General features: G+C 35.4%; 25 protein-coding genes and 1 other RNA gene. 7 read left to right on the top strand and 19 right to left on the bottom strand.

Annotated features, from left to right (window positions below; translation table 11 throughout):
- Window positions 1-28: 28 nt before the first annotated feature.
- From tsaD to tsaB, 3 genes are read right to left on the bottom strand one after another with little or no spacing between them, the layout of a single operon-like run.
- Complete coding sequence (gene tsaD / locus QM017_RS02765) at window positions 29-1057, bottom strand: tRNA (adenosine(37)-N6)-threonylcarbamoyltransferase complex transferase subunit TsaD (RefSeq protein ID WP_282708793.1); 1029 nt, start codon at window positions 1055-1057, stop codon at window positions 29-31.
- The gene (rimI, locus tag QM017_RS02760) at window positions 1057-1647 is read right to left on the bottom strand and encodes a ribosomal protein S18-alanine N-acetyltransferase (RefSeq protein WP_282708792.1); all 591 of its coding nucleotides are present in this window, start codon (window positions 1645-1647) and stop codon (window positions 1057-1059) included. The genes tsaD and rimI overlap by 1 nt, the downstream gene beginning before the upstream one ends.
- Window positions 1622-2359 carry a tRNA (adenosine(37)-N6)-threonylcarbamoyltransferase complex dimerization subunit type 1 TsaB gene (tsaB, locus tag QM017_RS02755; protein ID WP_282708790.1) on the bottom strand — a complete coding sequence of 246 codons (738 nt, stop codon included), beginning with the start codon at window positions 2357-2359 and terminating at the stop codon, window positions 1622-1624. Before tsaB ends, rimI begins: the two co-directional genes overlap by 26 nt.
- Window positions 2360-2528: 169 nt before the next feature.
- Between tsaB and QM017_RS02750 the strand changes: the two genes are divergently transcribed.
- Complete coding sequence (locus QM017_RS02750) at window positions 2529-3503, top strand: asparaginase (RefSeq protein WP_282708789.1); 975 nt, start codon at window positions 2529-2531, stop codon at window positions 3501-3503.
- Window positions 3504-3541: 38 nt separating this feature from the next.
- On the opposite strand, the gene QM017_RS02745 is transcribed toward QM017_RS02750, so the two are convergent.
- The 14 genes from QM017_RS02745 to QM017_RS02680 form a co-directional block, all read right to left on the bottom strand.
- On the bottom strand, window positions 3542-3973 hold the full coding sequence (locus QM017_RS02745; RefSeq protein ID WP_282708788.1) for a GNAT family N-acetyltransferase: 432 nt from the start codon (window positions 3971-3973) through the stop codon (window positions 3542-3544).
- Entirely contained in the window at window positions 3966-4706 is a 741-nt protein-coding gene (locus QM017_RS02740; RefSeq protein WP_282708787.1) for an acyl-ACP thioesterase domain-containing protein, read from the bottom strand. Before QM017_RS02740 ends, QM017_RS02745 begins: the two co-directional genes overlap by 8 nt.
- 1 nt (window position 4707) lies before the next feature.
- Window positions 4708-5604, bottom strand: coding sequence for a 16S rRNA (cytidine(1402)-2'-O)-methyltransferase (gene rsmI, locus QM017_RS02735; RefSeq protein ID WP_282708786.1), 897 nt, complete (start codon window positions 5602-5604; stop codon window positions 4708-4710).
- On the bottom strand, window positions 5601-5948 hold the full coding sequence (locus tag QM017_RS02730; RefSeq protein ID WP_178195805.1) for a DNA replication initiation control protein YabA: 348 nt from the start codon (window positions 5946-5948) through the stop codon (window positions 5601-5603). The genes rsmI and QM017_RS02730 overlap by 4 nt, the downstream gene beginning before the upstream one ends.
- A gap of 22 nt (window positions 5949-5970) precedes the next feature.
- On the bottom strand, window positions 5971-6978 hold the full coding sequence (gene holB, locus QM017_RS02725; RefSeq protein ID WP_178195807.1) for a DNA polymerase III subunit delta': 1008 nt from the start codon (window positions 6976-6978) through the stop codon (window positions 5971-5973).
- Window positions 6979-6989: 11 nt separating this feature from the next.
- On the bottom strand, window positions 6990-7319 hold the full coding sequence (locus tag QM017_RS02720) for a cyclic-di-AMP receptor (protein WP_178195809.1): 330 nt from the start codon (window positions 7317-7319) through the stop codon (window positions 6990-6992).
- Between the two features lie 24 nt (window positions 7320-7343).
- Window positions 7344-7988, bottom strand: coding sequence for a dTMP kinase (gene tmk / locus QM017_RS02715; protein ID WP_178195811.1), 645 nt, complete (start codon window positions 7986-7988; stop codon window positions 7344-7346).
- Window positions 7989-8131: 143 nt separating this feature from the next.
- The gene (locus QM017_RS02710) at window positions 8132-8371 is read right to left on the bottom strand and encodes a YaaL family protein (protein ID WP_178195814.1); all 240 of its coding nucleotides are present in this window, start codon (window positions 8369-8371) and stop codon (window positions 8132-8134) included.
- A gap of 12 nt (window positions 8372-8383) precedes the next feature.
- The gene (gene recR / locus QM017_RS02705; RefSeq protein WP_178195816.1) at window positions 8384-8983 is read right to left on the bottom strand and encodes a recombination mediator RecR; all 600 of its coding nucleotides are present in this window, start codon (window positions 8981-8983) and stop codon (window positions 8384-8386) included.
- A gap of 24 nt (window positions 8984-9007) precedes the next feature.
- A complete protein-coding gene (locus tag QM017_RS02700; RefSeq protein WP_178195817.1) occupies window positions 9008-9319 on the bottom strand; it encodes a YbaB/EbfC family nucleoid-associated protein in 312 nt (103 codons plus the stop codon).
- Between the two features lie 21 nt (window positions 9320-9340).
- Complete coding sequence (dnaX, locus tag QM017_RS02695) at window positions 9341-11086, bottom strand: DNA polymerase III subunit gamma/tau (protein ID WP_282708785.1); 1746 nt, start codon at window positions 11084-11086, stop codon at window positions 9341-9343.
- Window positions 11087-11153: 67 nt separating this feature from the next.
- Window positions 11154-11240, bottom strand: an RNA gene (gene ffs / locus QM017_RS02690) — signal recognition particle sRNA small type.
- Between the two features lie 41 nt (window positions 11241-11281).
- Window positions 11282-11758 (bottom strand): tRNA adenosine(34) deaminase TadA, encoded by a 477-nt coding sequence (tadA, locus tag QM017_RS02685; protein ID WP_178195821.1) that lies wholly within the window; start codon window positions 11756-11758, stop codon window positions 11282-11284.
- A gap of 4 nt (window positions 11759-11762) precedes the next feature.
- Entirely contained in the window at window positions 11763-12374 is a 612-nt protein-coding gene (locus QM017_RS02680) for a class I SAM-dependent methyltransferase (protein WP_282708784.1), read from the bottom strand.
- A gap of 300 nt (window positions 12375-12674) precedes the next feature.
- Here QM017_RS02680 and nrdH point away from each other — a divergent pair, with 300 nt between their 5' ends.
- Genes nrdH through nrdF form a run of 4 tightly spaced genes read left to right on the top strand, consistent with a single transcriptional unit; the run spans window position 12675 to window position 16413 of the window.
- Entirely contained in the window at window positions 12675-12905 is a 231-nt protein-coding gene (gene nrdH / locus QM017_RS02675; RefSeq protein ID WP_178195825.1) for a glutaredoxin-like protein NrdH, read from the top strand.
- Window positions 12902-13273 carry a class Ib ribonucleoside-diphosphate reductase assembly flavoprotein NrdI gene (gene nrdI / locus QM017_RS02670; RefSeq protein ID WP_178195827.1) on the top strand — a complete coding sequence of 124 codons (372 nt, stop codon included), beginning with the start codon at window positions 12902-12904 and terminating at the stop codon, window positions 13271-13273. The genes nrdH and nrdI overlap by 4 nt, the downstream gene beginning before the upstream one ends.
- Window positions 13263-15434: a class 1b ribonucleoside-diphosphate reductase subunit alpha gene (gene nrdE, locus QM017_RS02665; protein ID WP_178195829.1), complete on the top strand. Its 2172-nt coding sequence runs from the start codon at window positions 13263-13265 to the stop codon at window positions 15432-15434. The genes nrdI and nrdE overlap by 11 nt, the downstream gene beginning before the upstream one ends.
- Window positions 15435-15453: 19 nt before the next feature.
- On the top strand, window positions 15454-16413 hold the full coding sequence (gene nrdF / locus QM017_RS02660) for a class 1b ribonucleoside-diphosphate reductase subunit beta (RefSeq protein WP_178195831.1): 960 nt from the start codon (window positions 15454-15456) through the stop codon (window positions 16411-16413).
- Between the two features lie 44 nt (window positions 16414-16457).
- Here nrdF and QM017_RS02655 read toward each other — a convergent pair whose 3' ends face one another.
- Window positions 16458-18683, bottom strand: coding sequence for a heavy metal translocating P-type ATPase (locus tag QM017_RS02655; protein ID WP_282708782.1), 2226 nt, complete (start codon window positions 18681-18683; stop codon window positions 16458-16460).
- A 193-nt stretch (window positions 18684-18876) separates the two neighbouring features.
- The gene (gene mprF, locus QM017_RS02650) at window positions 18877-21477 is read right to left on the bottom strand and encodes a bifunctional lysylphosphatidylglycerol flippase/synthetase MprF (protein ID WP_282708780.1); all 2601 of its coding nucleotides are present in this window, start codon (window positions 21475-21477) and stop codon (window positions 18877-18879) included.
- Between the two features lie 143 nt (window positions 21478-21620).
- Between mprF and QM017_RS02645 the strand changes: the two genes are divergently transcribed.
- Both QM017_RS02645 and QM017_RS02640 read left to right on the top strand, forming a co-directional pair.
- Entirely contained in the window at window positions 21621-22250 is a 630-nt protein-coding gene (locus tag QM017_RS02645) for a hypothetical protein (RefSeq protein ID WP_282708779.1), read from the top strand.
- A gap of 12 nt (window positions 22251-22262) precedes the next feature.
- A complete protein-coding gene (locus QM017_RS02640; RefSeq protein ID WP_282708778.1) occupies window positions 22263-23216 on the top strand; it encodes a DNA/RNA non-specific endonuclease in 954 nt (317 codons plus the stop codon).
- Window positions 23217-23502: the final 286 nt, after the last annotated feature.

Raw genomic sequence — 23502 nt, 5'->3', positions numbered from 1 at the left:
AACGTACAAACGTTATTTCACGATTTTTTTAGTCAATCCAATCAAATTCTAAACTTGGATTAGCATTCAAGCTCAAATCTCCAACTTCGCCGGCTTGATAAGCCACATAGCCTGCTGCACCTATCATTGCTGCGTTATCACCACACAATTTGAGTGGTGCTTTGATTAATTCTACCGTTGGAAAAGCTTTTAGCTCTTCTTCAATTCGTGCTCGTAAACCAGAATTGGCCGCCACACCACCAGCTAAAATCAATTGTTGACACTCAAAATTGTTTAATGCTTTGATTGTCTTTAGTGTTAACACATCAATTACACTTTGTTGAAAACTTGCTGCTAAATCGACCTTTGAAAGTTCTTCACCAATTTGATTAGCATGATGCAACGTATTAATAAAGGCACTCTTTAGACCGCTGAAGCTAAAATCATAGTTATCTTCTTTTTCCATAGCTCGTGGAAAATTAAAGGTATCTTGACCTTGTTTGGCTAACTGATCAATTTCTTTTCCAGCTGGGTAGGCTAAGCCCATCACCCGACCGACCTTATCATATGCTTCACCTGCTGCATCATCTCTAGTTTCACCAATAATCTTAAATTCATTTGGAGCAGGCAAATAAACTAACTCAGTGTGCCCACCAGAAACAAGCAACGCTAATGCTGGAAACTTAATTTCACTCACAAAACGTGTTGCATAAATATGACCAGCCATATGATTAACAGGAATCAACGGTAAATCATAAGCAAAAGCCACCGCCTTAGCTGCCGTTAAGCCTACTAATAGCGAACCAACTAAGCCAGGACCATATGTTACTGCCACAGCATCTAATTGTTCATAAGTTACATCTGCTTGTGCCAAAGCAGTTGCGATACAATCGGTAATTTGTTCGATGTGATGTCGACTTGCTACTTCCGGAACAACACCACCAAAACGGCGATGACTATTAATTTGAGTTGCCGTGACATTAGCTAAAATTTTATGTCCATCTTCAATTATCGCAACACTTGTTTCATCGCAGCTTGATTCAAAAGCTAAAATTAAATTTTTCTTTTTTTCACACATTATATCCATTCCTTTTTAACTTTGATATCTTGAAAATCTCGAATATATTGCAAGGCTGTTTCATTATCTGCATAATAATTTAATTTACTTGCTACACATTTAAATCCAAGTTGTTCATACAAATGTTGCGCTTTAACATTACTTTGGCGAACCTCTAAGCTGATTTGATTGCAATCATATTTCTTGGCTGCAGCAAATAACGTTTGTAACAATGCTTTACCTATTCCATGCTCTTGATAAGCCGGTAAAACAGCAATATTAGTTACGTGTGCTTCTTTAGGCGCATATCTTAAATTACACCCTACAAAAGCAATCATTTGATCTTGATCTCTAACAATTAAGTATAATGATTTAAAATCATCCGCAATTTCTTTTGAAAAAGCATCATAATCCCAAGGCATTTGTCCTTCATAAACCGCACGTTCTACCGCTAAGATTTCAGGAATCGAAGGTATCAAAGCCTTACACAAAAAATAAGTTTGCCCTGAAACTTGTATTTCATGATTCGTAAACTCGATTTTCTTTGCTTCTGGTTGATCAACCAAAATTTTTTCTAAGCTTTCCTTAAATTTTTTCAACATATGTTCCATTATCTACGATTCCTTTATCAGGATTTTTTTCTAACCATTGAACTTCTGCTTGTGTCAAGCGTAAATAGCTTGGAACAAAGGTCTGAATATCAACTGGTTGTTTTTGTTGTCCAAGTCTACCTAAAACATAGGCTTGAGGATAATTAAACCACCCATTTGCAAAACTAATCTTGCCTCCCGCACATAGCGCTGTAATTTGTTCTTGTAAATTCAAGACATCTTGTCCAATAAAACAAGGATTTTTGTCCTTAACTTCTTGACATAAAGCTGCTAATGACACATGACGATCAGTCATTTTTACTTCCAGATGTCCATCTTGATATTGATACACACCGGCAAAAACATTTTCTCTTCTAGCATCAAATAAGGGCACCAGTAATCTTTCTTGCGCACTGTTAGCATCAAAATTAGCCGCTAATAATTCTAAGCTCGAAACACCGACTAATTGTTTGTCCAACGCAAAAGCTAGTGTCTTGGCTGCCGTAACACCAATCCGTAAGCCCGTATAAGATCCAGGACCTTTAGCGACTACGATTCTATCAAGTTGCGCAGGTTTTAATTTACTTTGTTCCATTAACATTTGGATTGTTGGCATTAATGTTACACTATGATTTTTGCCAACCGTTAAAGTTGTTTGTGCCAATAAATTTTCATCATCTAACACCGCTACGCTTAGTGCTTGATTGGATGTATCTATCGCAAGTGTTTTCATATAAACCCCTATCTTTCATCTTTATGTTATTTATCACATCATATCTTATCACACTCTGCTTAACTTGCAAAAATCTTTTTAAAAATCGCTATAACAGTATACTTTCTTTGTAAAAATGCGTATAATTTTGAATGAATCATTTTTGAAATTTAGCTAAAGGAGCCTACAAATGAAAAAAATTCTTATCTTACACACCGGTGGTACTATTGCAATGTCAGAAGATGAACACGGTGCTGTCGCTCCTGGTAGCGAAAATCCATTAAATCAATTCGTCAATCCTTTTACCACCGATTTAAAGCTAATTACTGAAAATATTTTTAATCTTCCCTCACCGCATATGGAGCCACAACAAATGCTTCAACTTCAAAAACGTATCATGTTGGCGATTGATGAAGGTATCGATGGTGTAGTCATCACTCATGGAACCGATACTTTAGAAGAAACAGCTTATTTTTTAGATTTGACTATTCCTACTACATTTCCGATTGTTTTAACCGGTGCAATGCGTTCAGCTAATGAAATTGGCTCAGATGGCTTGCATAATTTTCGGTGTGCAATTCAAACTGCAGCAAGTAAACAAGCTGCTGGTAAAGGCGTCTTAGTTGTAATGAACGATGAAGTCCATACAGCACGCTATGTCACCAAAACACATACTACCAATGTAGCAACTTTTAGAACTCCAACATTTGGGCCAATCGGTTTGGTCTCTAAAAATGGCGTCACTTTCTTTGAACAGTTACTTTTACACACTGCTTTGCCAATTGAACATGTGGTTGATCATGTCTATTTAATCAAAGCCTACGCCGGTATGGATCCTGAATTACTAGCTAATTTAGCTAATTCAAACACTCAAGGAGTTGTCATCGAAGCTTTAGGCGCCGGCAATTTACCTCCACGTGTCTTAGATGCCTTACAAAAATTACTTGATTTAAATATTCCAGTAGTTTTAGTTTCACGTTGCTTTAATGGTATTGCTCAAGATGTCTATGATTACCAAGGTGGCGGTGTGCAACTTAGCCAAATGGGCGTTACTTTTTGCCATGGTTTAAACGGACAAAAAGCACGAATCAAACTTCTTGTTGGTCTAAGTGCTGGCTTAAGTGGTCAAGAGTTAGCAACCTTTGTCACTGATGCAGTTTCCTAATAAAAAACGTTGTTAGTAAGCATGTAAAACACACGTTACTAACAACGTTTTTTTACTAATAAGTAATAGGGAGGCGTTTCCGTTAAACATTTTTTAGCTATTCGCCAACCGGCTTGCCGATAAAAAGCTAAAGCCTGGTGGTTGTGGCTGACACATTTCAAATACACAGCGTTCTTACTGGTCGCTAAAACCGTAGCTAGCAAGGCCGTAGCTAACCCGCATTTGCGCCAGTCCTTGGCCACAAAAAGATTATGCACAAAGTTATCGGCCCGCCAAAAAGTCAAAAAGCCACAAACTTTTCCCGCTACTTTAGCCACATAAATTTCTTCACCCGCCACACTTTTCAAAAAAGTCGGATAGCTTGCTACCTTCTCTTGCCAGCTAAACTCGGCATCCACAATTTGCTTAAACAAAGCATAAACGTCCACTAACTCAGTTGAAGTCGCTAAACTAATCGTCAAATCAGGCATCTTTTTTCCTCCACTCACATTGTGCTAAACAGTTGATATTATCTGCAGTCACAATTTGATGACATGTCGTTAAATCATCTTTAAAATACACTTGACTGGTAACCTTTTGTCCATAACGCACTTCTTGTTTATATTGAATATTCATCTTAACTAACTCATGCTGTGATAAAAAGGCTGCGTCTAAACAATCCAACATCCAGTCAAAATAATGTACATTATTAACATGATGATTACTATCAATGTCCATAAAACGAACATTATATTGTTTTTGACCATTAACTAATGTCAGTGGCTGAAGGGCTGCTAACCGTTCAATTTTTTTACTTTCTAACGCTTCATATGGCGTAATCAATTCCGGAATCATCCGAATAATCTTTCGTGTTTTTAAGTCCATCAAAACAAACACACTATGCATATGCACCAATTCTTGACCTGTTTGATCATGAATCCAAAAGTCGCGATAACAAAAATACGGATTATAACTTTGAGCTTGAGTACTCAATGTCACAACTTCATCATTTTGCGGTAAGTGTGTAATGTCTATTAAATGTTGCGTAATAACCCAACCACAACCATGACTATTAACCACTTCGGTCGTTAGCCCTAATTGATCACTTTGATTTTCTGAAGTTAAAATCAATAAATCAACCATATGACCGATGTTGATTTGTTTAGTCACATTTGTTTCATAATACACTACACGATGCTGTTCACTAAACTTTTTGCCACTCATTTTAGACACCTTCTATTTGATGATATTCGTTATAGACAACTTGCTTTTTCAAACCGTTTTCCTTGGCAACTTGTTTGATTGCTTGATTAGGTTTTTGCCCAGCTTGAATCAAAGCATCTACTTGTTGTTTAAGCGATAAATCACTTGACTCCTTTTTATGAGCTTGTAATTGTGCGAAACCTTGTGAATTTCCTTGTACGATTAAAACAAATTCACCACGAATTTCTGCATCCTCGCTCCATTCAAGCGCTTCTTTTAAGCTACCACGTAAATACTGTTCATAACGTTTAGTCAACTCACGACAAAGTGCAATTTGCCTGTTTTCCCCTAAACTATCACTTAAAATACGCAATGTTTTTTTCAAACGATGCGGAGCTTCATAAAAAATCATGGTCGCCGTTTGATATTGCAACTGCTCTAATTGCTCTTTTAAATCTTTGGTTTTACGTGGCAAAAAACCGTAAAATAAAAATGGCTGTGGTGCTAATCCTGATGCAATCAATGCTGTTAAAGCTGCATTTGGCCCTGGCAAAGCCACCACGGCAATATCTTCTAAAATACATGCTTTAACCAATTCATGTCCAGGATCACTAATTGATGGCATACCAGCATCACTAACTTGTGCAATATTTTGACCAGCCTTTAACTTAGTCACTAACTGCCCAATTCTTTCTTGCGTATTGTGCTCATGAAAGCTAATCTGTGGCGTTTTAATCTCAAAATGATTCAAGAGTTTTTGTGTATTACGTGTATCTTCAGCTGCAATCAAATCAACTTGTTGCAAAGTTTCGATTGCTCGCGGTGTCATATCAGTTAGATTTCCTATGGGGGTAGGGACCAAATATAAACTTCCCGTAACCTTAGTTTCTTTAAAACTGCTAACTTGTTGTAATGTCAATGTCTTTCTCCATAAATCACATCTTGACAAAAGACACAAGGTTCATCATCGATTCGACGTGAACCATACATATTGTCAACATTGCAGACGTGAAATCCTTCATCATATAATTTTTCTAAGTTTCGCCGTGATTTTGAAAGGCCACCTTCATTGTTTGCGCCTTTATTTTGCTTGGATTCAAGCTCTTGCAAACGTTCACGCAGATGCTGATTTTCAATCTCTAATTCTGCATTTTTTTCGATTACCCGTGTCATTTCACTTTTTACATTTTCAAGCATACCAGCAATCGTCAAAGTTTGGGCTTTCATATCATCAAAACTGTCATATAATTCTCGTTTATTCACAAAATCACCTTCATTTCAATCACTATTTTATGTGATAGCAAGTGAGCAATTTCAAGGTTAATGCTTCTAACAAGCCTTGAAATGAAACATTAAATGTCATTTTTTTAGTTGTTTCTAAGATTAATTCTATTCCTTTTGTCAATTGTTCAACAGTTAAATTTGCACCTTTCGTTTGTAATTCTTGACTCTTAGCACTAAAAGCTAAATTTTGTGTGAGTGCTTGATAATGAATCAACAAACTATCGCGCGCCAACAACAATATTAATTGCAAAGCCAATGTACGTTGTTTTTTGGGATCACCTTGTTCAATTAAAGGTAATATTTGCGTTTGAATCATTACAAAACTACTAGGTTCATTTTGTAAAATCCTTGCATACCATTCAAAAATAAGTGCACTCAATTCCCAAAAATCAGAATCTTCAGCCAACACTTGCGCTTGAGTTAAGCTAGTTGTTAATTGTACTAATAAATCCACTTGCTTAGCAGAAATATTTCTTGCTAATAGTTGTTGTTTCCGTTTAGTTTGACTAAGGGTTTCTAATTCAAACAACTGACAACGCGAAATAATTGTTGGTAAAATTAAATTAGCATTACTCGTCAATAAAAAAGCTGTAACTTGTCCACTAGGTTCTTCTAAAAACTTCAACAAGCTATTAGCTGCACTAGTTGACATTTTTTCTGCCTCAGAAATGATAAAAAATTTACGTGCACTTTCTAACCCACTTTTACTGAATTCGGATTTTAAATGTCTAATTTGTTCAACTTTAATACTTGTAGCTTGCGGATCGACTTCTACTACATCTGGATGAATTCCTTGAGCAATTCGTAAACATTCCGAACATTTTTGACATGGTCCAACTTCCGTTTGATTTAGGCAAAAAACTGTTTGTGCGCTATACCGCGCCAAGGCTTTTTTGCCTAAGCCTGTGTCTCCTACTAACAAATACGCATGTGCTAACTGCTTTTTTTGAGCAAGCTTTAAAAAATGTTGGCTCAGATTAGGCTGTAATTGCATAATTGTTTCTGACATGATATCACGACCTAGAAATGATGAAAGGCTTCGATTGGTAATACAAATACCGTTGCACCACCAATTTGAACTTCTAATGGATATGCACTTGTTGCTTCTAGTGGAGAATCTAAATTAACAGGTGGTGCCATAAATTGCTTTCTAGTTTCAGAAGTTTCTTTAATCAATTCCAAAACCTCATCAACGCGTTGATCATCAACCCCAATTAAAAAAGTTGAGTTTCCTGAACGTAGAAATCCCCCAGTTGAAGATAACTTAGTAGCAGGTACATTATTTTCAATAAATACATTACTCAAGCGATTACTATCTTTATCTTGAACAATTGCAATAATTAATTTCATCTTTTTTCCCCCATTTCTTTGAATTTACTTAAAAAATTCGGCTAATTTATTTTCTAATAGAGCTAAGACTTGGGCAGTAACATCTGCTAATGATTTCCTTGCATCAATTTTTATAATGCGTTTAGGATTTTCTCTTGCCAAACACAAATACTGTGCGCGTACATCTTCATAAAATTGTAAACTTTCTTGATCTAAACGATTAACTTCATCTTGACGATGATTTTTAATTCGTGCCAAACCAACCTCTGGCTCAATATCAAAGTAAAATGTTAAATCTGGTTGTAAACCATCAGTAGCAAATTCATTAATCTTAGCAACTTGATAAACACCTATATGGCGTCCTGCTCCTTGATATGCTAAAGAGCTGTCGACAAAACGATCACATAACACTAATTTTCCTTCATTTAATGCTGGCAAAATTGTGTCCACTAAATGCTGTCGTCTGGCCGCCGCATACAACAAGGCCTCAGTTTTTTCATCCATTTCAGTATTTCTTGGATCTAAAACGATTCCTCGAATATCTTCTGAGATGCGGTTGCCACCAGGTTCTCTAGTTAAAATGTAATCATTTTTTTTACTTGTTTGATTTAACATTTCAACAACGCTGTTTAACACACTTGTTTTCCCAGAACCATCCGGACCCTCAAATGTCACAAAAATTCCTTTCACTTAAAAAACTCCATTACTATTATAATCTATTATTCTTATTGTACTTTACAATCCTAGAACTTGTCCATGTTCTAGCAACAATCTCTTTTAATAATGTAAGAAACAGCGTCAAATCAAGTCACCTTAATTTAACGCTGTTATACCTAATAATCAATCACCGATTTTTGAATTTTTCCCTTAACTCGACGAATACGTGCCTCTTTATACAAAAATTGATACTTGGCTTGAGCTAATTTTGTTTGTGCCAACAATTCATCATCTAGTTCATATACGGCTGCTTGCGTTTGTTTAGCATGATTCCAAATATCTGTCGCTTGCATAATATCTTCTAGCAATAATTCATCATATTTTAAGCGCAATTTTTGCTTATTTCTCCCAAACACTTTCTCACTTCCCTAAAGTTCTTGTCTACCTTCAATTGCTTTAAATAAGGTCATTTCGTCGGCATATTCGATATCACTTCCAATTGCTAAACCATGAGCTAAACGTGTCACTTTAATATTAGCCGGTTTAATCAAACGTGAAAGATACATTGCTGTAGCTTCACCTTCAGGAGTTGCATTAGTCGCAATAATAACTTCTGAAATTTCTGGATTACTTTGCAGTCTTTTTAAAAGACTAGTAATATTTAAATCTTCAGGTCCCTTTCCTTCAACAGGCGACAACACCCCGTTTAAAACATGATATAATCCATGATATTCATTGATTTTTTCAACCACTAAAACATCTTTGGGTTGTTCTACTACTAAAATTTGTGTTTGATTACGCGACTTATCAGCACAAATAATACATGGATCATTTTCTGTAATATTGCCACATATATGGCAATAACACAAATCATGCTTGACCGCTAATAAAGCTTGAGCAAAATTTTTAACAACTTGTTCATCCATTTCAATCGTATAAAATGCTAAGCGAGCCGCTGTTTTTTCACCAATCCCTGGTAGCTTTTGATAACTATCGATTAACTTAGCAATTGGTTCTGGATATTGCATCGCTTTTCCCACCAATCTTTAAGTTTAAAAACCAATTCCACGGGTGTATTTGCCCATTGTTTTTTGCGTATGTTCATCTATTTGCTTCATGGCATCGTTGACAGCCATAATCACTAAGTCTTGTAACATTTCAATATCGTCAGGATCAATAACTTCTTCTTTGATTGTAATATCTGTCATTTCATGAGCACCATTAAATTGAACACTTACTAATTCATTAGAAGAAACGCCTGTAAAAACAGTTTCATTAAGCTTAGCTTGATCTTCTTTCATTTGTTTTTGTAATTTTTGCATTTGTTTCATCATACCTTGCATGTTTCCCATTCCACGCATCATAATAAATCATCCTTCCATATTTTAATCTTGGGTTACTTCAATTAATTCTTCTCCAAAAAGTTTAATTGCCTCATCTACAAGTGGCTCTGGCTTTGCCGTTAATTTAGGCTCTTTTGGTTCAACCACTTCTTCTTTGGTAGCCACCGGCTTTAATTGCTTGATTGGCTGTACTTGTTTGCTAATCTTTCCTGCCTTAAAGCGCGTAACATAATCTTGTCTAATCTTAGGCCATTGACTTTCTGGTATAAAGCAAATAACTTCATCATGCCATCCCAATAGCTCTTTTATTTTATCACATAATTGTGAATCTTCCTGTGCAGCTTGACATAATGCATCAATTTTTATAGTGATTAATGCTCCTAATAAGCCACACGCCACTGGATAAGAAGCTGAAATCTTTGCCCGCAACTGTGTTGGTAGTTGCATCAAGATATCATTCCATTTTTGTTGCAACTCGATTAAAGAGTCACGTTTAGCATTCACTAAAATTTGATCAATTTTATCTTGTTCAATCTTAGGTTCAAGTTCTATAGCATTGGCTAATTTTCTTGGAGTTGCTTGCCTATTATTCGCCAACAACTGTGCAACTTGTTGTTTGAGCTTAGCGACTTGTTGTTTTAATTCATTAACTTCACTCAAATCTTGTATTACTTCTTTTTTCTCAATCACTTGCGTAGCAGACGCCACCTGAGTTAATTTAACCGTTAAAACTTCCAGATATATTGCTGCATGTGCACTAAAACGCATAGATTCTTGACTAGTATTTAAAGTCTCGATAATACGATAAAAAATTTCTGGGGCAATATTTTGTGCCATTTGCTTGAAATCTTCGTTTATCAGCTCTAATTGATCTTCTTCAACAACTTGAGGAGCCTGACAATACAACAACAAGTCACGACAATATTCAATAAGCTCTTCAATAAATCTTTGTGGATCTTTTCCTTGTTCCAAAATTTGATGAACTGTCATTAAAGCCGCTGACGTCTCATTAGCAAAAATTTGTTGCAAATATTCTTGCAAGCTTTGTTGTGTTACACTTCCTGTTACCAATAAGGCATTTTCAAAAGTTACTTCATCATCTTCACCAAAAGAAATAACTTGATCTAAGATACTTAAAGCATCTCGCATCCCACCTTGAGCTGCTTTAGCAATCAACTTGAGTGCAGTTAATTGATATTTTACTTGCTTTTGCTCTAAGATATATTGCATTCGCTCTAAAATATCTTGAGGTAAGATTCGCTTGAAATCAAAACGTTGCGTTCGTGAAATAATCGTTGGCAAAACCTTATGCGGTTCAGTAGTTGCCAAAATAAAAACAACGTTAGCCGGTGGTTCTTCTAAAGTTTTCAATAATGCATTAAATGCACCTGACGATAACATATGAACTTCGTCTATAATGTAAACTTTGTAATCCGCTTGAGTAGGTGCATATTTAACTTTATCACGAATCTCACGAATTTCATCAACACCGTTGTTAGACGCCGCATCAAATTCAATTACATCATTAAGACTACCTTGCGTAATTGCTTGGCAGATTTCACATTGATTACATGGCTCCCCATCAACTTGATGCTTACAGTTGATGGCCTTAGCAAAAATCTTAGCCGCTGATGTCTTTCCCGTGCCTCGTGGACCGCAAAATAGATAGGCATGAGAAATCTGTTGGGTACTTATTGCGTTTTTTAAAGTTTGTGCCACTAACTTTTGTCCCACTAAATCAGCAAAACACTGCGGACGCCAGACACGATATAATGCTTGATAACTCATTTTATGTTCCTTTCTATTAGCTACAAAAAAACCCGATCTTATCGAAAAGACCGGGACTCAATTTCCTCATAACTTAAGGCACATGTTAAGCCAAACTTAGTGCTGCTTCCTTCCGGACCTGACACGCTTCATAAGGTCAACATTGCCTCAAGGCCTTACGGCATCTATTATGATACCTTAAAATCAAAAATATTGCTAGTCTTTTTCATTATTTTTTTGCCTAATTGCTCCAAAAAAATTTTGGAGTAAGGCTTGACATTCTTGGTAACAAACACCTTTAGTTACTAAACATTGATGATTAAAACGCCGATCTGCCAATAAATTAAGTAAAGTACCTGCAGTTCCTGCCTTTAAATCATAGGCTCCATAATAAACCTCGGCAATTCTAGCGTTCAAAATTGCTCCACTACACATTGGGCAAGGTTCAAGTGTTACAAACAGTTTAGCGCCATTAAGGCGCCAACTTTGCAATGCTTGATTGGCCTGACGTATTGCTTGAATCTCAGCATGAGATGTTGCGTCATTAGATGTTTCACGTAAATTATGTCCTCGACCAATAATTTTTCCATCTACAACAAGTACACATCCAATGGGAACTTCACCTAAATCAAAAGCCTTTTTAGCTTCTTTTAAAGCTTCTTGCATGAAATATTCTTGCTGTTTTAGCTCCATTGCATTATTCCTCTAATTGTTTAGTACTTTGTAAAATAAAGTAGCCTTTGTCTTTAGCAATCACTTCGCAATTCCCAAAAACTTCCAACATCTTTTTTTGAGCTGAAGGTGCACCTTGCTTTTTTTGAATTACCACTGTCAAAGTTCCTTCAGGGGCTAAATGTTGTTTTGCTTGACTCAAAATATTATGCACAACCTCTTTACCTGCACGAATTGGCGGATTAGTGATAATAGCAGCATAATCATTTTTAGTCACTGCTTGATAACCATCTGATTCAAAGATAGTAACATTGTTTAAACCGTTTTGTATGGCATTTTTCTTAGCCAATTGCAATGCTAATAAATTAACATCAACCATATCAACATGAACATCTTTAAACTTATACGCCAAAGCCAATCCTAAAGGACCATAACCACATCCTACATCTAAGATATCACCATTAATTTGACTATCTTGCAATGCTGCTAGTAATACACGTGAACCATAATCAACAGTTGCTTTTGAAAAGACTCCATTATCCGTACTAAAAATAAAATTATGTTCATATAACGTGAAATTCCAAGTCTTTTCGTTATGTTTTACCTCTGGATTTCTAGTATAGTAATAATTTGTCATATTTTTTTAACTCACTTTCTGTTACACTACTATGATACGGACAAATTTAGTGAAACGCAACTAAATTTATTCGACTCTCTTGACGTGTTTTTCTACTCTTTTAGATAAAAAATTTCTCCATCTTTTTTCTCAAAAAAAATGGCAATTTTTCTTTTTATCCCATAAAAATTCACTAAAGCCACAATTTACAACGGATACAAGATGTTGGGATGAAAATTCTTCAAATGTCAATATATTGTATCAAAATTGTTTGTGTAGTATAATAATCTTCGTTAAATACAAAGGAGGAATCAACTGCTTATGAGTCTAGAATTATATACCAAAGATAACTGTATCCAATGCAAAATGACCAAGCGTTTCTTAGTTGAACATAATATTAATTTTGAAGAAAGAAATCTTTCAACTTCACCAGAATATATCAATTATTTAAAAGATAAAGGCTTTGCCAGTGTGCCAGTCTTAGAACGTGATTCACAAGCTTTAATCAGTGGTTTTCGTCCTGATTTATTAAAGCAGTTGATTGCACAATGAAAATTGTTTATTTTAGCGTCACCGGACAGACTAGACGCTTTGTAAAAAAACTAAACTTTCCTAGTACTTACGAAATAAATGCGGCAGCACCTTTAATTGAAGTCGGCGAACCGTTTATCTTGATTGTTCCAACTTATGATGAGGAAATCACAGAAGCGGTCGACGACTTTTTAAGTTATCGCACAAATTCTCACTATTTTAAAGGTGTTATCGGCTCTGGCAATCGTAATTTTGCCGAGCTTTTTATTTTCACTGCAAAAAATATCGCACACAAGTATCAAGTCCCGTTGTTGTATGCATTTGAATTTAATGGTACTTCAACAGATGTAGAAAATGTAAAGAAAGTGGTGGCACAACTTGAGTCTTAAAGATATTGATATTAATCAGGTAACCTATTATGACCTCAACAATCAAGTCAACATTCCGCTCGACGGTAAGATCCAACTTAACAAGGATCAAGAAGCTCTATCAGCCTTTTTAAATGAAAATGTCATACCTAATTTGATGACATTTCCAACTTTAAAACAACGCTATGATTTTTTAATTCAAAACGATTATCTCGAAAGCGAATTTTTAGCTAAATATGACTTTTCTTTTATTGAAGAATTAACTGCCAAAGTCTACGCTGCTAAATTTACTTTTAAGACTTTCATGGCTGCCTATAAATTTTATGCTCAATATGCATTAAAGACTAACGATAATCAAGCTTATCTTGAAACTTTTGAAGATCGTATCATCGCTAATGCCTTATATTTTGCTGATGGTAATCAGCAATTAGCTTTAGATTTAGCTGATGAATTAATCAACCAACGCTATCAACCCGCTACACCTAGCTTTTTAAATGCTGGGCGCAAGCGTCGTGGTGAATTAGTTTCTTGCTTCTTATTACAGTTAACCGATGATATGAATTCTATTGGCCGTGGAATCAATTCAGCCTTGCAACTTTCACGTATCGGTGGTGGTGTCGGTATTTCCTTGAGTAATTTACGTGGTGCTGGTGCCCCTATCAAAGGAATTCAAGGGGCTGCTTCTGGGGTTGTCCCTGTCATGAAATTATTGGAAGATAGTTTTTCTTATTCCAATCAGTTAGGCCAACGTCAAGGTGCTGGAGTCGTTTATTTAAATATTTTCCACACCGATATCATTGACTTTTTATCTGCTAAAAAAGAAAATGCCGATGAAAAAATTCGAGTTAAAACATTATCATTGGGTTTAGTTGTCCCAGATAAATTCTATGAATTAGCTAAAAATAATGCTGATATGTATCTTTTCGATCCTTGGGGTGTACAACGTGTTTATGGTGTGCCATTCTCTTATGTAGATATCACCAAAGAATACGATAACATGTGTGCTAACCCTGATATCCCTAAGAAACGAATCAACGCGCGTGAATTAGAACAAGAAATCTCTAAATTACAACAAGAATCCGGTTATCCTTATATCATCAATATCGATACGGTCAACAAGGTTAATCCAATCGATGGTAAGATCATCATGAGTAACCTTTGTTCCGAGATTTTACAGGTGCAAACCCCTTCTTTATTAAACGATCGCCAAGAATACGAAGTCTTAGGAACAGATATTAGTTGTAACTTAGGTTCAACCAACATTGCCAATTTAATGGCTTCACCTGATTTCGGTAAATCAGTTGCAACGATGACACGTGCATTAACATTTGTAACTGACAATTCAAAAATTGATGTCGTTCCTTCGATTCGCCATGGTAATGAGCAAGCCCATACAATCGGTCTTGGTGCAATGGGATTACATGCCTTTTTAGCCAAAAATCAAATCCATTATGACAGTCCAGAAGCCGTAGAATTTACTAGCATTTATTTCATGTTATTAAACTATTGGACACTAAAAGCCTCTAATACGATTGCCAAAGAGCGCAAACAAGTTTTTGTAGGTTTTGAAAAGAGTAAATATGCGGATGGGACTTACTTTGACAAATATCTTACTGATAAATTTGTGCCAACTTCACCTAAGGTTAAAGAATTATTCCAAGGTATCTTCATCCCAGATAAACAAGCTTGGCAACAATTAAAAGAAGATATCAAACAAGACGGGTTATATCATCAAAATCGTCTGGCTGTCGCTCCAAATGGTTCGATTTCATATATCAACGACACTACTGCTTCGCTTCATCCAATCATCAACAAGATTGAAGAACGCCAAGAACGTAAAATCGGTAAAATTTACTATCCGGCTCCTTATCTTTCAAATGAAACACTAGCTTATTACCGTTGTGCTTATGACATCGATATGCGTAAAGTCATCGATGTTTACGCTGCAGCTCAAGAACATATCGATCAAGGAATGAGTTTGACTTTATTTATGCGTTCTACAATTCCAGCTGGGCTTTATGAATGGAAAAATGGCCGAACAGACAAGATGACTACACGTGATTTGACGATTCTACGTAACTATGCCCACCAAAAAGGCATTAAGTCAATCTATTATGTGCGCACATTTACCGACGATCAAAGTGAAGTTGGTGCTAATGAATGCGAAAGCTGCAGTATCTAACATGAAAGGAAACGTTGTAATGAGTGAAAATTATAAAGCAATCAACTGGAATATTTTAGAAGATCAACTTGATAAGGCTACCTGGGAAAAATTAACCGAACAATTTTGGTTAGATACACGTATTCCCCTCTCAAATGACCTAGCCGATTGGCGAACTTTAAGCAGTGCAGATAAAGACGTCATTGCTAAGGTTTTTGGGGGATTGACGTTGCTTGATACGCTTCAATCTCAAGATGGTATGAGCTCTTTGAAAAAAGATGTGCGTACACAACAAGAAGAAGCTGTCTTAAACAATATCGAATTCATGGAATCGGTACATGCTAAAAGTTATTCATCGATTTTTTCAACGTTAAATACCCCTAAAGAAATTGATGAAATTTTTGCTTGGACAGATAACGAGCAAACTCTTCAATTTAAGGCACAAAAAATCAATGATATCTATCAAAATGGGACTGCTTTACAAAAGAAAGTTGCCTCTGTTTTCTTGGAAACTTTCTTATTTTACTCAGGTTTTTACACACCACTATATTGGTTAGGACGCAATAAAATGGCCAATGTGGCCGAAATTATCAAATTAATTTTGCGTGACGAATCTGTACATGGAACCTATATTGGTTATAAATTTCAGTTAGGTTTTAACGAATTGACAAGCGAACAACAAGAAGAACTCAAAATGTGGGTTTATGACTTCTTGTTTGAACTATACGAAAACGAAGAAAAATATACCCATCTGTTATATGATCAAGTCGGCTGGAGCCAAAAAGTGTTAGTCTTTTTACGCTATAATGCTAATAAAGCTTTGATGAATCTAGGATTAGATCCACTTTTCCCAGATACAGCTGATGATGTCGATCCTGTTGTAATGAATGGTATTTCAACTTCGACTTCTAATCATGACTTCTTTTCACAAGTCGGAAATGGTTATCTTTTAGGCAATGTTGAAGCGATGTCTGATGATGATTACGACTTTAAGTTTTAATACTAAAAAAACATTTGTTAGGCTGTTGCCTAGCAAATGTTTTTTTATATCTTTTTGAAACGTAATCGTAAAGCATTTAGCACCACACAAAGTGAACTTAAACTCATTGCACCTGCTCCAATCATTGGATTTAACAACGGACCTCCAAACAAATATAATCCTCCCATTGCAATCGGAATACCTAATAAGTTATAGATAAATGCCCAGAAAAGATTTTCTTTAATATTTTTGACAGTTGCTTGGCTTAATTTTACTGCTTTTACAACATCAGTTAATGAATTACGTTGTAAGATAATTTGCGCTGATTCCAATGCAATATCAGTTCCTGAACCAATCGCAATCCCAACGTCAGCTTGACTCAACGCCAAAGCATCATTGATCCCATCGCCAACCATCAAAACAGAATCTCTTCGTTGCAGTTTTTGAATGATTTGCGCCTTTTTTTTAGGTGTTACTTCGCTATAAACTTCTGTGATATTTACTTGTTGAGCAATTTGTGCTGCGACTTTTCGATTATCTCCTGTCAACATAACAACTTCTAAGCCTAACTTTTGTAGATTTAATATCGCTTGCTTACTATCTTCTTTGAGTGCATCGCTAATTTCAAATATTGCAACTAATTGCTTGTTGAGTGCTAAATAAATTGGACTTTGCATTTGGCTTGTTAGCTCTTTGGCATCACTTACATCAACAAAAAATTCTTCCAATAAACGTTGATTACCGATTAAAACTTCTTTTTGCTCAATTTGACAAGAAATCCCCTTACCAACTAAAGCTTCAAAGTTATCACTTGCTAATAAAGGCAAGGATTGTTTTTTAGCTTCTTTAATCAAAGCTTGTGCAATTGGGTGTTCTGAATTTTGTTCAGCACTTGCAGCCAGTTGTAAGGCTAGTTTTTTAGAAAAACCACCTAAAGTTTTATTAGCTACCACTTTAAAATTACCTTGTGTAATCGTACCTGTTTTGTCTAAGCAGACTTTTTGCACATGACATAACTTTTCTAAAGCTTCACCGTTTTTAAACAAAATCGCCTTTTTAGCTCCTTGTCCAATTCCAACCATAATTGCTGTTGGTGTTGCCAAGCCTAAAGCACACGGACACGCAATCACCAATATTCCAAGCATTATTTTCAAACAAAAAGTCAAACTTTGATGTCCAATAACCAACCACGCCAAACCAGTTAAAAATGCCAATAAAATAATACCTGGTACAAAAAAATAAGCAATTTTATCCGCTAAACGAGCCAACGGTGCCTTGGTTGATTGTGCTTGTTCAACTAATCTAACCAGCTCTGCTAATAATGTTTGTTGACCAACTTTAGTCGCTTTAAATTCAAAACTCCCAGTTTGATTAAGTGTTGCGGCATAAACTTTGCTTTGAGCTTGTTTTAGCACTGGTTGACTTTCACCGGTTAGCATTGCTTCATCAACTTGACTTTGACCACAAATCACTATTCCATCAACCGGAATTTTTTCGCCTGGTAAAACCCTAATAATATCTCCGACTTTAAGAGTAGCCACGTCTACCAAAACTTCCGCTTCATCCGTCACTAAGCGCGCTTTTTTAGGTGCTAAATCCAGTAATTGCATGACTGCTTGCGATGTTTTTCCCTTTGCTTTTTGTTCTAAGAAACGTCCCAATAAAACTAGACTCAATACAACTACTGTAGCTTCATAATACAGGCTCATCGTTAAATGATGTTGCCCTTTAAAAATTAAAATTGTTGTCCAAATACTACTCAAATAAGCTCCACCAGTTCCCAGTGCAATCAATGAATCCATATTAGGATGCCTTTTTATCAAGGCTTTTAGCCCTGCCGTGTAAAAAGCATGATTACTGATTAAAACAAGTGTACTTAAAACAAATTGTACACTTGTATAGATCAATGGACTGTAACTAGCAGTAACCCATAAAGGAAGCGGCCAAGCAAACATTTCTGCCATTGCCAAATAAACTACCGGTATACTCAACAATGCACTAATTATAAAGTGTTGTTGATAATTTTTTAATAATTCTTCTTGTTGTTTTTGCTGTAATTGATGATTATCATCTTCTTCATTTAAAAGTTTTGCTTGATAGCCACTTTGAACAACTGCCAAAATAATAGCCTCAGTCGTCAACTTATCTGTATCATACACAACTAATAATTGATTATTCGCTAAGTTTACTTGTGCTTTTTGTACTCCAATTAATTTTTGAACAGCCTTTTCAACTGTTTGTCCACAGGCTGCACAAACCATCCCTGAGATTAAAAAGATATCTGTCTGCATGTCTATCTCCTTTCGTTTACGATTGTAAACTATATACTAACATTACTGCAATCATTGAACTTTGTCAATTAAAAAAGTACAACAGCTAGATACAAAAGATATTTTCTTTACTAAATTTAGTACTGCAATAAAATAGTCGTCCATTTCTGAACGACTATACATAGTATTAAAATATTTTTACACTTTGTAAACTTTATTTTTGTAAGAAATTCGGAACCAACAAGTTAGGATCATAACGATTATGGTCATGGCGTTTTTGATTGACAACAATCACTAATTGTAACATTGTAATTGCTACAGAACTTGGCTTACGATAAGCCGTATAACGTGGTTGCCACTCAGTTACGTATTTGTTTTTATAAGCTTTTAGCCCTTGGAAACCATACAAATTATAGCCATATTCGTAAATAAAATGAGCCATTCTTTCTTCGATAAAACTAAATTCTGAATCACCAACATTAGCTAAAGGCGCCATGCCCATATCAAAATACTCATAACCTTGCTCACGTCCGTATTCAAACAAACTAATGAAAATTTTATCCATTATTCCAGACGGTGCATCCTTGCTTTCACGCATCAAGTCAATTGATAAAATATTATCTTTCATTGGCATTAACGATGCAAAAGCCACGATTTTTTCTTGCTCATCTTTAATGATTGCAATTGGTGCTTGATTAAGGTAAAACTCATCAAAAAAGCCTAATGAAAAACCTTTTTCAACTTGTCCATTCAACCAACTGTCAGAAACTTCACGTAATTGTTCCATAAATTCAGAACTAAATGGTGGATTTTCTATACTAAAAACATAACCTTCACGTTCAAACTTATTCATTAAAGCACGCTGCGCTCTGCGTTTTTTACCAGTCAAAGTAAAATCAGCTAAAGTTAAATAGCCTTCTTCACCTGTTTTTATGAAATCAAACCCATATTCATGCAATAACATCGTCAATGGCCCAGAGATTTCATAAAAGACTAGGCGATAACCATAAACATCGGCTTCTTGCATAAATTGCTCCAAAGCGGGTCTTAAATATTGTTGATCGCCAATTGGACCACCCATGATGATTAATTTATCTGCCATCTTTTTATACATGAAAAAGAGTTTATCTTCTTCATCAACACGATAAAAATAAGTATTCTTATCTCGCAAAAACGCTAAATGACTGACTTCACTACCGCCATATTGTTCAATAACCGCCTTGATTCTTTTAGCATCAAAAGTTTGTCGTTTGAACGGATCAACCCCTTGCGTAAAGTATTTCAAGACCAGCAATAAAATTACGGCAGCTAATAAAAGCCCTAATAACCCATAAAACCATAATTTTTGTCCAGGAAAAAGTAAAAAATTCGGAATCTTTTTAAAATGATTTGGAATATGTTTGACAGGAAAGTTAATAATTCCAACTATCGCATATAAAACGAAAGTTCCAACAAAAATTGCCGCATCGACAACCAATTTACCAAATGAATACTGTAATCTTTGGCGATACATTTCATGGCGTGAAAAATACACCATTAACATAACAAGCGCTAAAAAGACCGCCAAGCTCAATGTATATGCCTTCCATAGCGTATTAATAATTCCAATTGCCAAAACCACAAGCGTTGGAATATATGCTTTCTTTAATTTTGATTCAATTCCACGAGCCATCCCAATCAATAAAAAGGCAAAGATAATTGTAGTAATGTGATCTAAGAAAAAGAAAGTATATGGCATTATCTTCAACAAAATCTGGTTATTATAGGTAAAATTAGGAACCGCCGCTTCAAGCAACATAAAGATCCCTGAAAAATACATAAAAGCCGTCACTAAAATATGCGAGCATTTTTGCAAGATAGATTTAGGAATTCCATCAAACTTCTGATTAATCCCATGTCCTGCAGAATGTACAAAAAAGATTCCACCAATAACAAATGGTACAATATAATAAAACAACCGGAAAAATAATAGCCAAACAACAGCTTGTTCATTTGAAACACCTAGACTTGTCAACTCTAGTAACATTAAAACATCAAACGAACCTAAGCCACCAGGAACCATCGAAATAATTCCTAAAACTGAAGCAATTATATATAACGGAAAGACCGCTAACAAGTTAATCTTAAAACCTAAAAAAGCTCCTATTAATAGGAAAAAACCGCCGGCAAATCCCCACTCCAACACGGATGCTAAAATTAACGTCAATTCACGTTTAATCGTTAAATCTTTGAAAAATTCATTACCTTTAAACTTAGTTACTAAAAATAAAATAGGAAAATATATTCCTCCACCTAAAAGCCAAATATAATAATTTTGGTATGTTGTATCTATATTGGTTGTTAGCATTAAAGCTAAACACAGCCAACAAAATAATGACAGACCCGACAATAAAAATAACGCAATCTTTGATAAAGCATACAATACTTGTTTTTTGCTAGCATCTTTATTATAGAAATTTGCTCGCAAAGTCGCTCCTAAAATACCGCCAAATCCGGCTAAATTAGTAAAAGTATTAACAATCCAACCACTGTGCAAAATATAACCTAGCGAATATTTTCCCGGTAAAAATTTAACAATTACAAAATCGTAAAGTAACATTGGACAGACCGCTAACATTCCTAGTACTAATAATAAAAAGATAACGCCAAACGATTGTTCACTCAGATTATCCTCAACAATTTGCCAATCGACTTGCTTAAAAATACGGCCCACTTCATAAATTACAAAAATCATCACTGAAAAAACGAATAACAATTTTAGGATAGTTGCTTTTTGCTTGATGAATTTTTTTATGCCGTGTAACAGACCATGCATGTGAATTCCCCCCCTAGAAAAAATTTTTCTCACTTTAATTATCTCTAAGATTTTAAAAAAATGCAACGATTATGAAGTATCCTTCTAAAAAAATAAAGGAATTTCTGTTAAAATTAAGTTATAAATATCTAAGGAGTTTTTTTATGAATGATATTCGAATAGGCTTAATCCTGATCTTATTATTTTTTCAAATTGGTGCATTAATTAATTGGTTTATCAAACGCAAAGATTTCTTACAAAAAAAGCGTTGGCAAAAATACAACTTCTTTTTATTTTTAGGAATTTTAGGATTGATGCTTATTTATCCTAATGCTTGGCCGGCACCTCAACCTAAAACTACAGTCAAAATCATCAAAAAAACAGTTGGACAAAAGCAACTCGCTCAAGCCAAAGACAAATATGAGCTATTAAGTCAGCAACAAGATGACCTTGAAAAACAAAACAAGCAAATCAATCAACAAATAGATGAGCTAAAAGCTAAGGAAAGTTCACTAGCACAAAGTAGCAGTCTTGCTGCTTCACTAGCAGCTAGCATGCAAAATCAAGTAGCTCAAGCTAAAAAGCAAGAACAACAAACGCAAACAAGCAGTTCGCAGGCTCAAAATACTGCAGAAATTCAAACAGATCAACAACCTAAAATCGTTGGTAACATCAATTCCAAGATTTATCATACCCCCGACCAAGCCGGCTATAAGATGAATGCTGCTAATGCCGTTTATTTTAATACTGAGCAAGAAGCTCAAGCCGCTGGTTATCGCAAAGCAAAACGTTAAAGGAGAAAACAGATGACAACATTAGCAACCCTCTTAGTTTTATGTGGCATTGGTAGTGCCGCTTATTTTTACCAAAAGCCTAAAAAAAATAAACGCTCTCTAAAATTTTTCTTAGTCGTTGCTTTATTGACTAGTGGCTATGGCTTAGGAATTTCTAGCGATCCTCTACCGCCTTCGCCTCAGCCTAAAGAAGTCGTCAAAACAATCGTCAACGATCAGCCTAAAAAGCAAGCACAACGACTAGAGGATAAAAACGAGCAACTTGAAGAAGAAATAAAGCAAGAACAACATGAGCTCGCAACTAATCAAGCCACCTTAGAAAGCTTAACTAATACACAAACCAACCAAGCAAACGCATCTACCAGCTTGACTACGCTTAACAATCCGACACCTGATTTAAGCACACTTGCTTATAGTGGACAAGAAGTAATCGCTATCAACAACAATGAACCAGGTTTTAGTGCTGCTGATTTAGATACTTCTAAAGGAGCTTGGCAACACTATGGTGATTTAGATACACTTAACCGCGTAACTACTGCTGATGCATTATTAAACAAAAATCTTATGCCTACACAACCGCGCGAACGTTTATATATCAATCCGACGGGCTGGCATAATAAAAAAATTTCTTCTGGCTGGTTATATAACCGTAGTCACTTAATTGGTTTTCAGTTGACTGGACAAAATAATAACATCAAAAATTTAATGACAGGAACTCGGCAATTAAACGATCCTGGGATGGTTGATTATGAAAATCACATCGCCCAATACCTCAAGCAAAACCCTAACAACTATGTACGCTATAGTGTGCGTCCAATATTTGCAGGTAGCGAACTTTTAGCACGTGGCGTGCAATTAAGGGCACAATCGGTCAACAGTTCCGCTGTTGAATTTAATGTTTATATCTTTAACGTTCAGCCCGGTGTAACCTTAAATTATAACGATGGTACCAGTCAAGTTGGTTAAAAGTTGCTATAACTTAACTAGTTAACAAAGGCTCTATAATTTTTAGGACTGACAAAATTCCAATCAGTCCTAATTTTTTTGTAAAAAAGCAAAACAAACATATAAAAATATTGAAATCAGCTCTTTTAAGAAAGATGTCTACCAAAATAAAAGACATCAGGCTTTGCTACCTCAATCCGTTTTGTAAGTTCTTTGCTTTAAAGGTTATCAAAAAATTCCAATGTTTTTTGAATTGTAACACATATAAAAAAGCCCTCCTCACTGGAAAAAACAGTAAAGAGAGCTT

Origin of the sequence: Ligilactobacillus sp. Marseille-Q7487 (genome assembly GCF_949152225.1) — a bacterium.
Classification (GTDB): Bacteria; Bacillota; Bacilli; order Lactobacillales; family Lactobacillaceae; genus Ligilactobacillus.
Note: the sequence above shows the minus strand (reverse complement) of the source record. Positions and strands in the feature narration are given on the sequence as shown.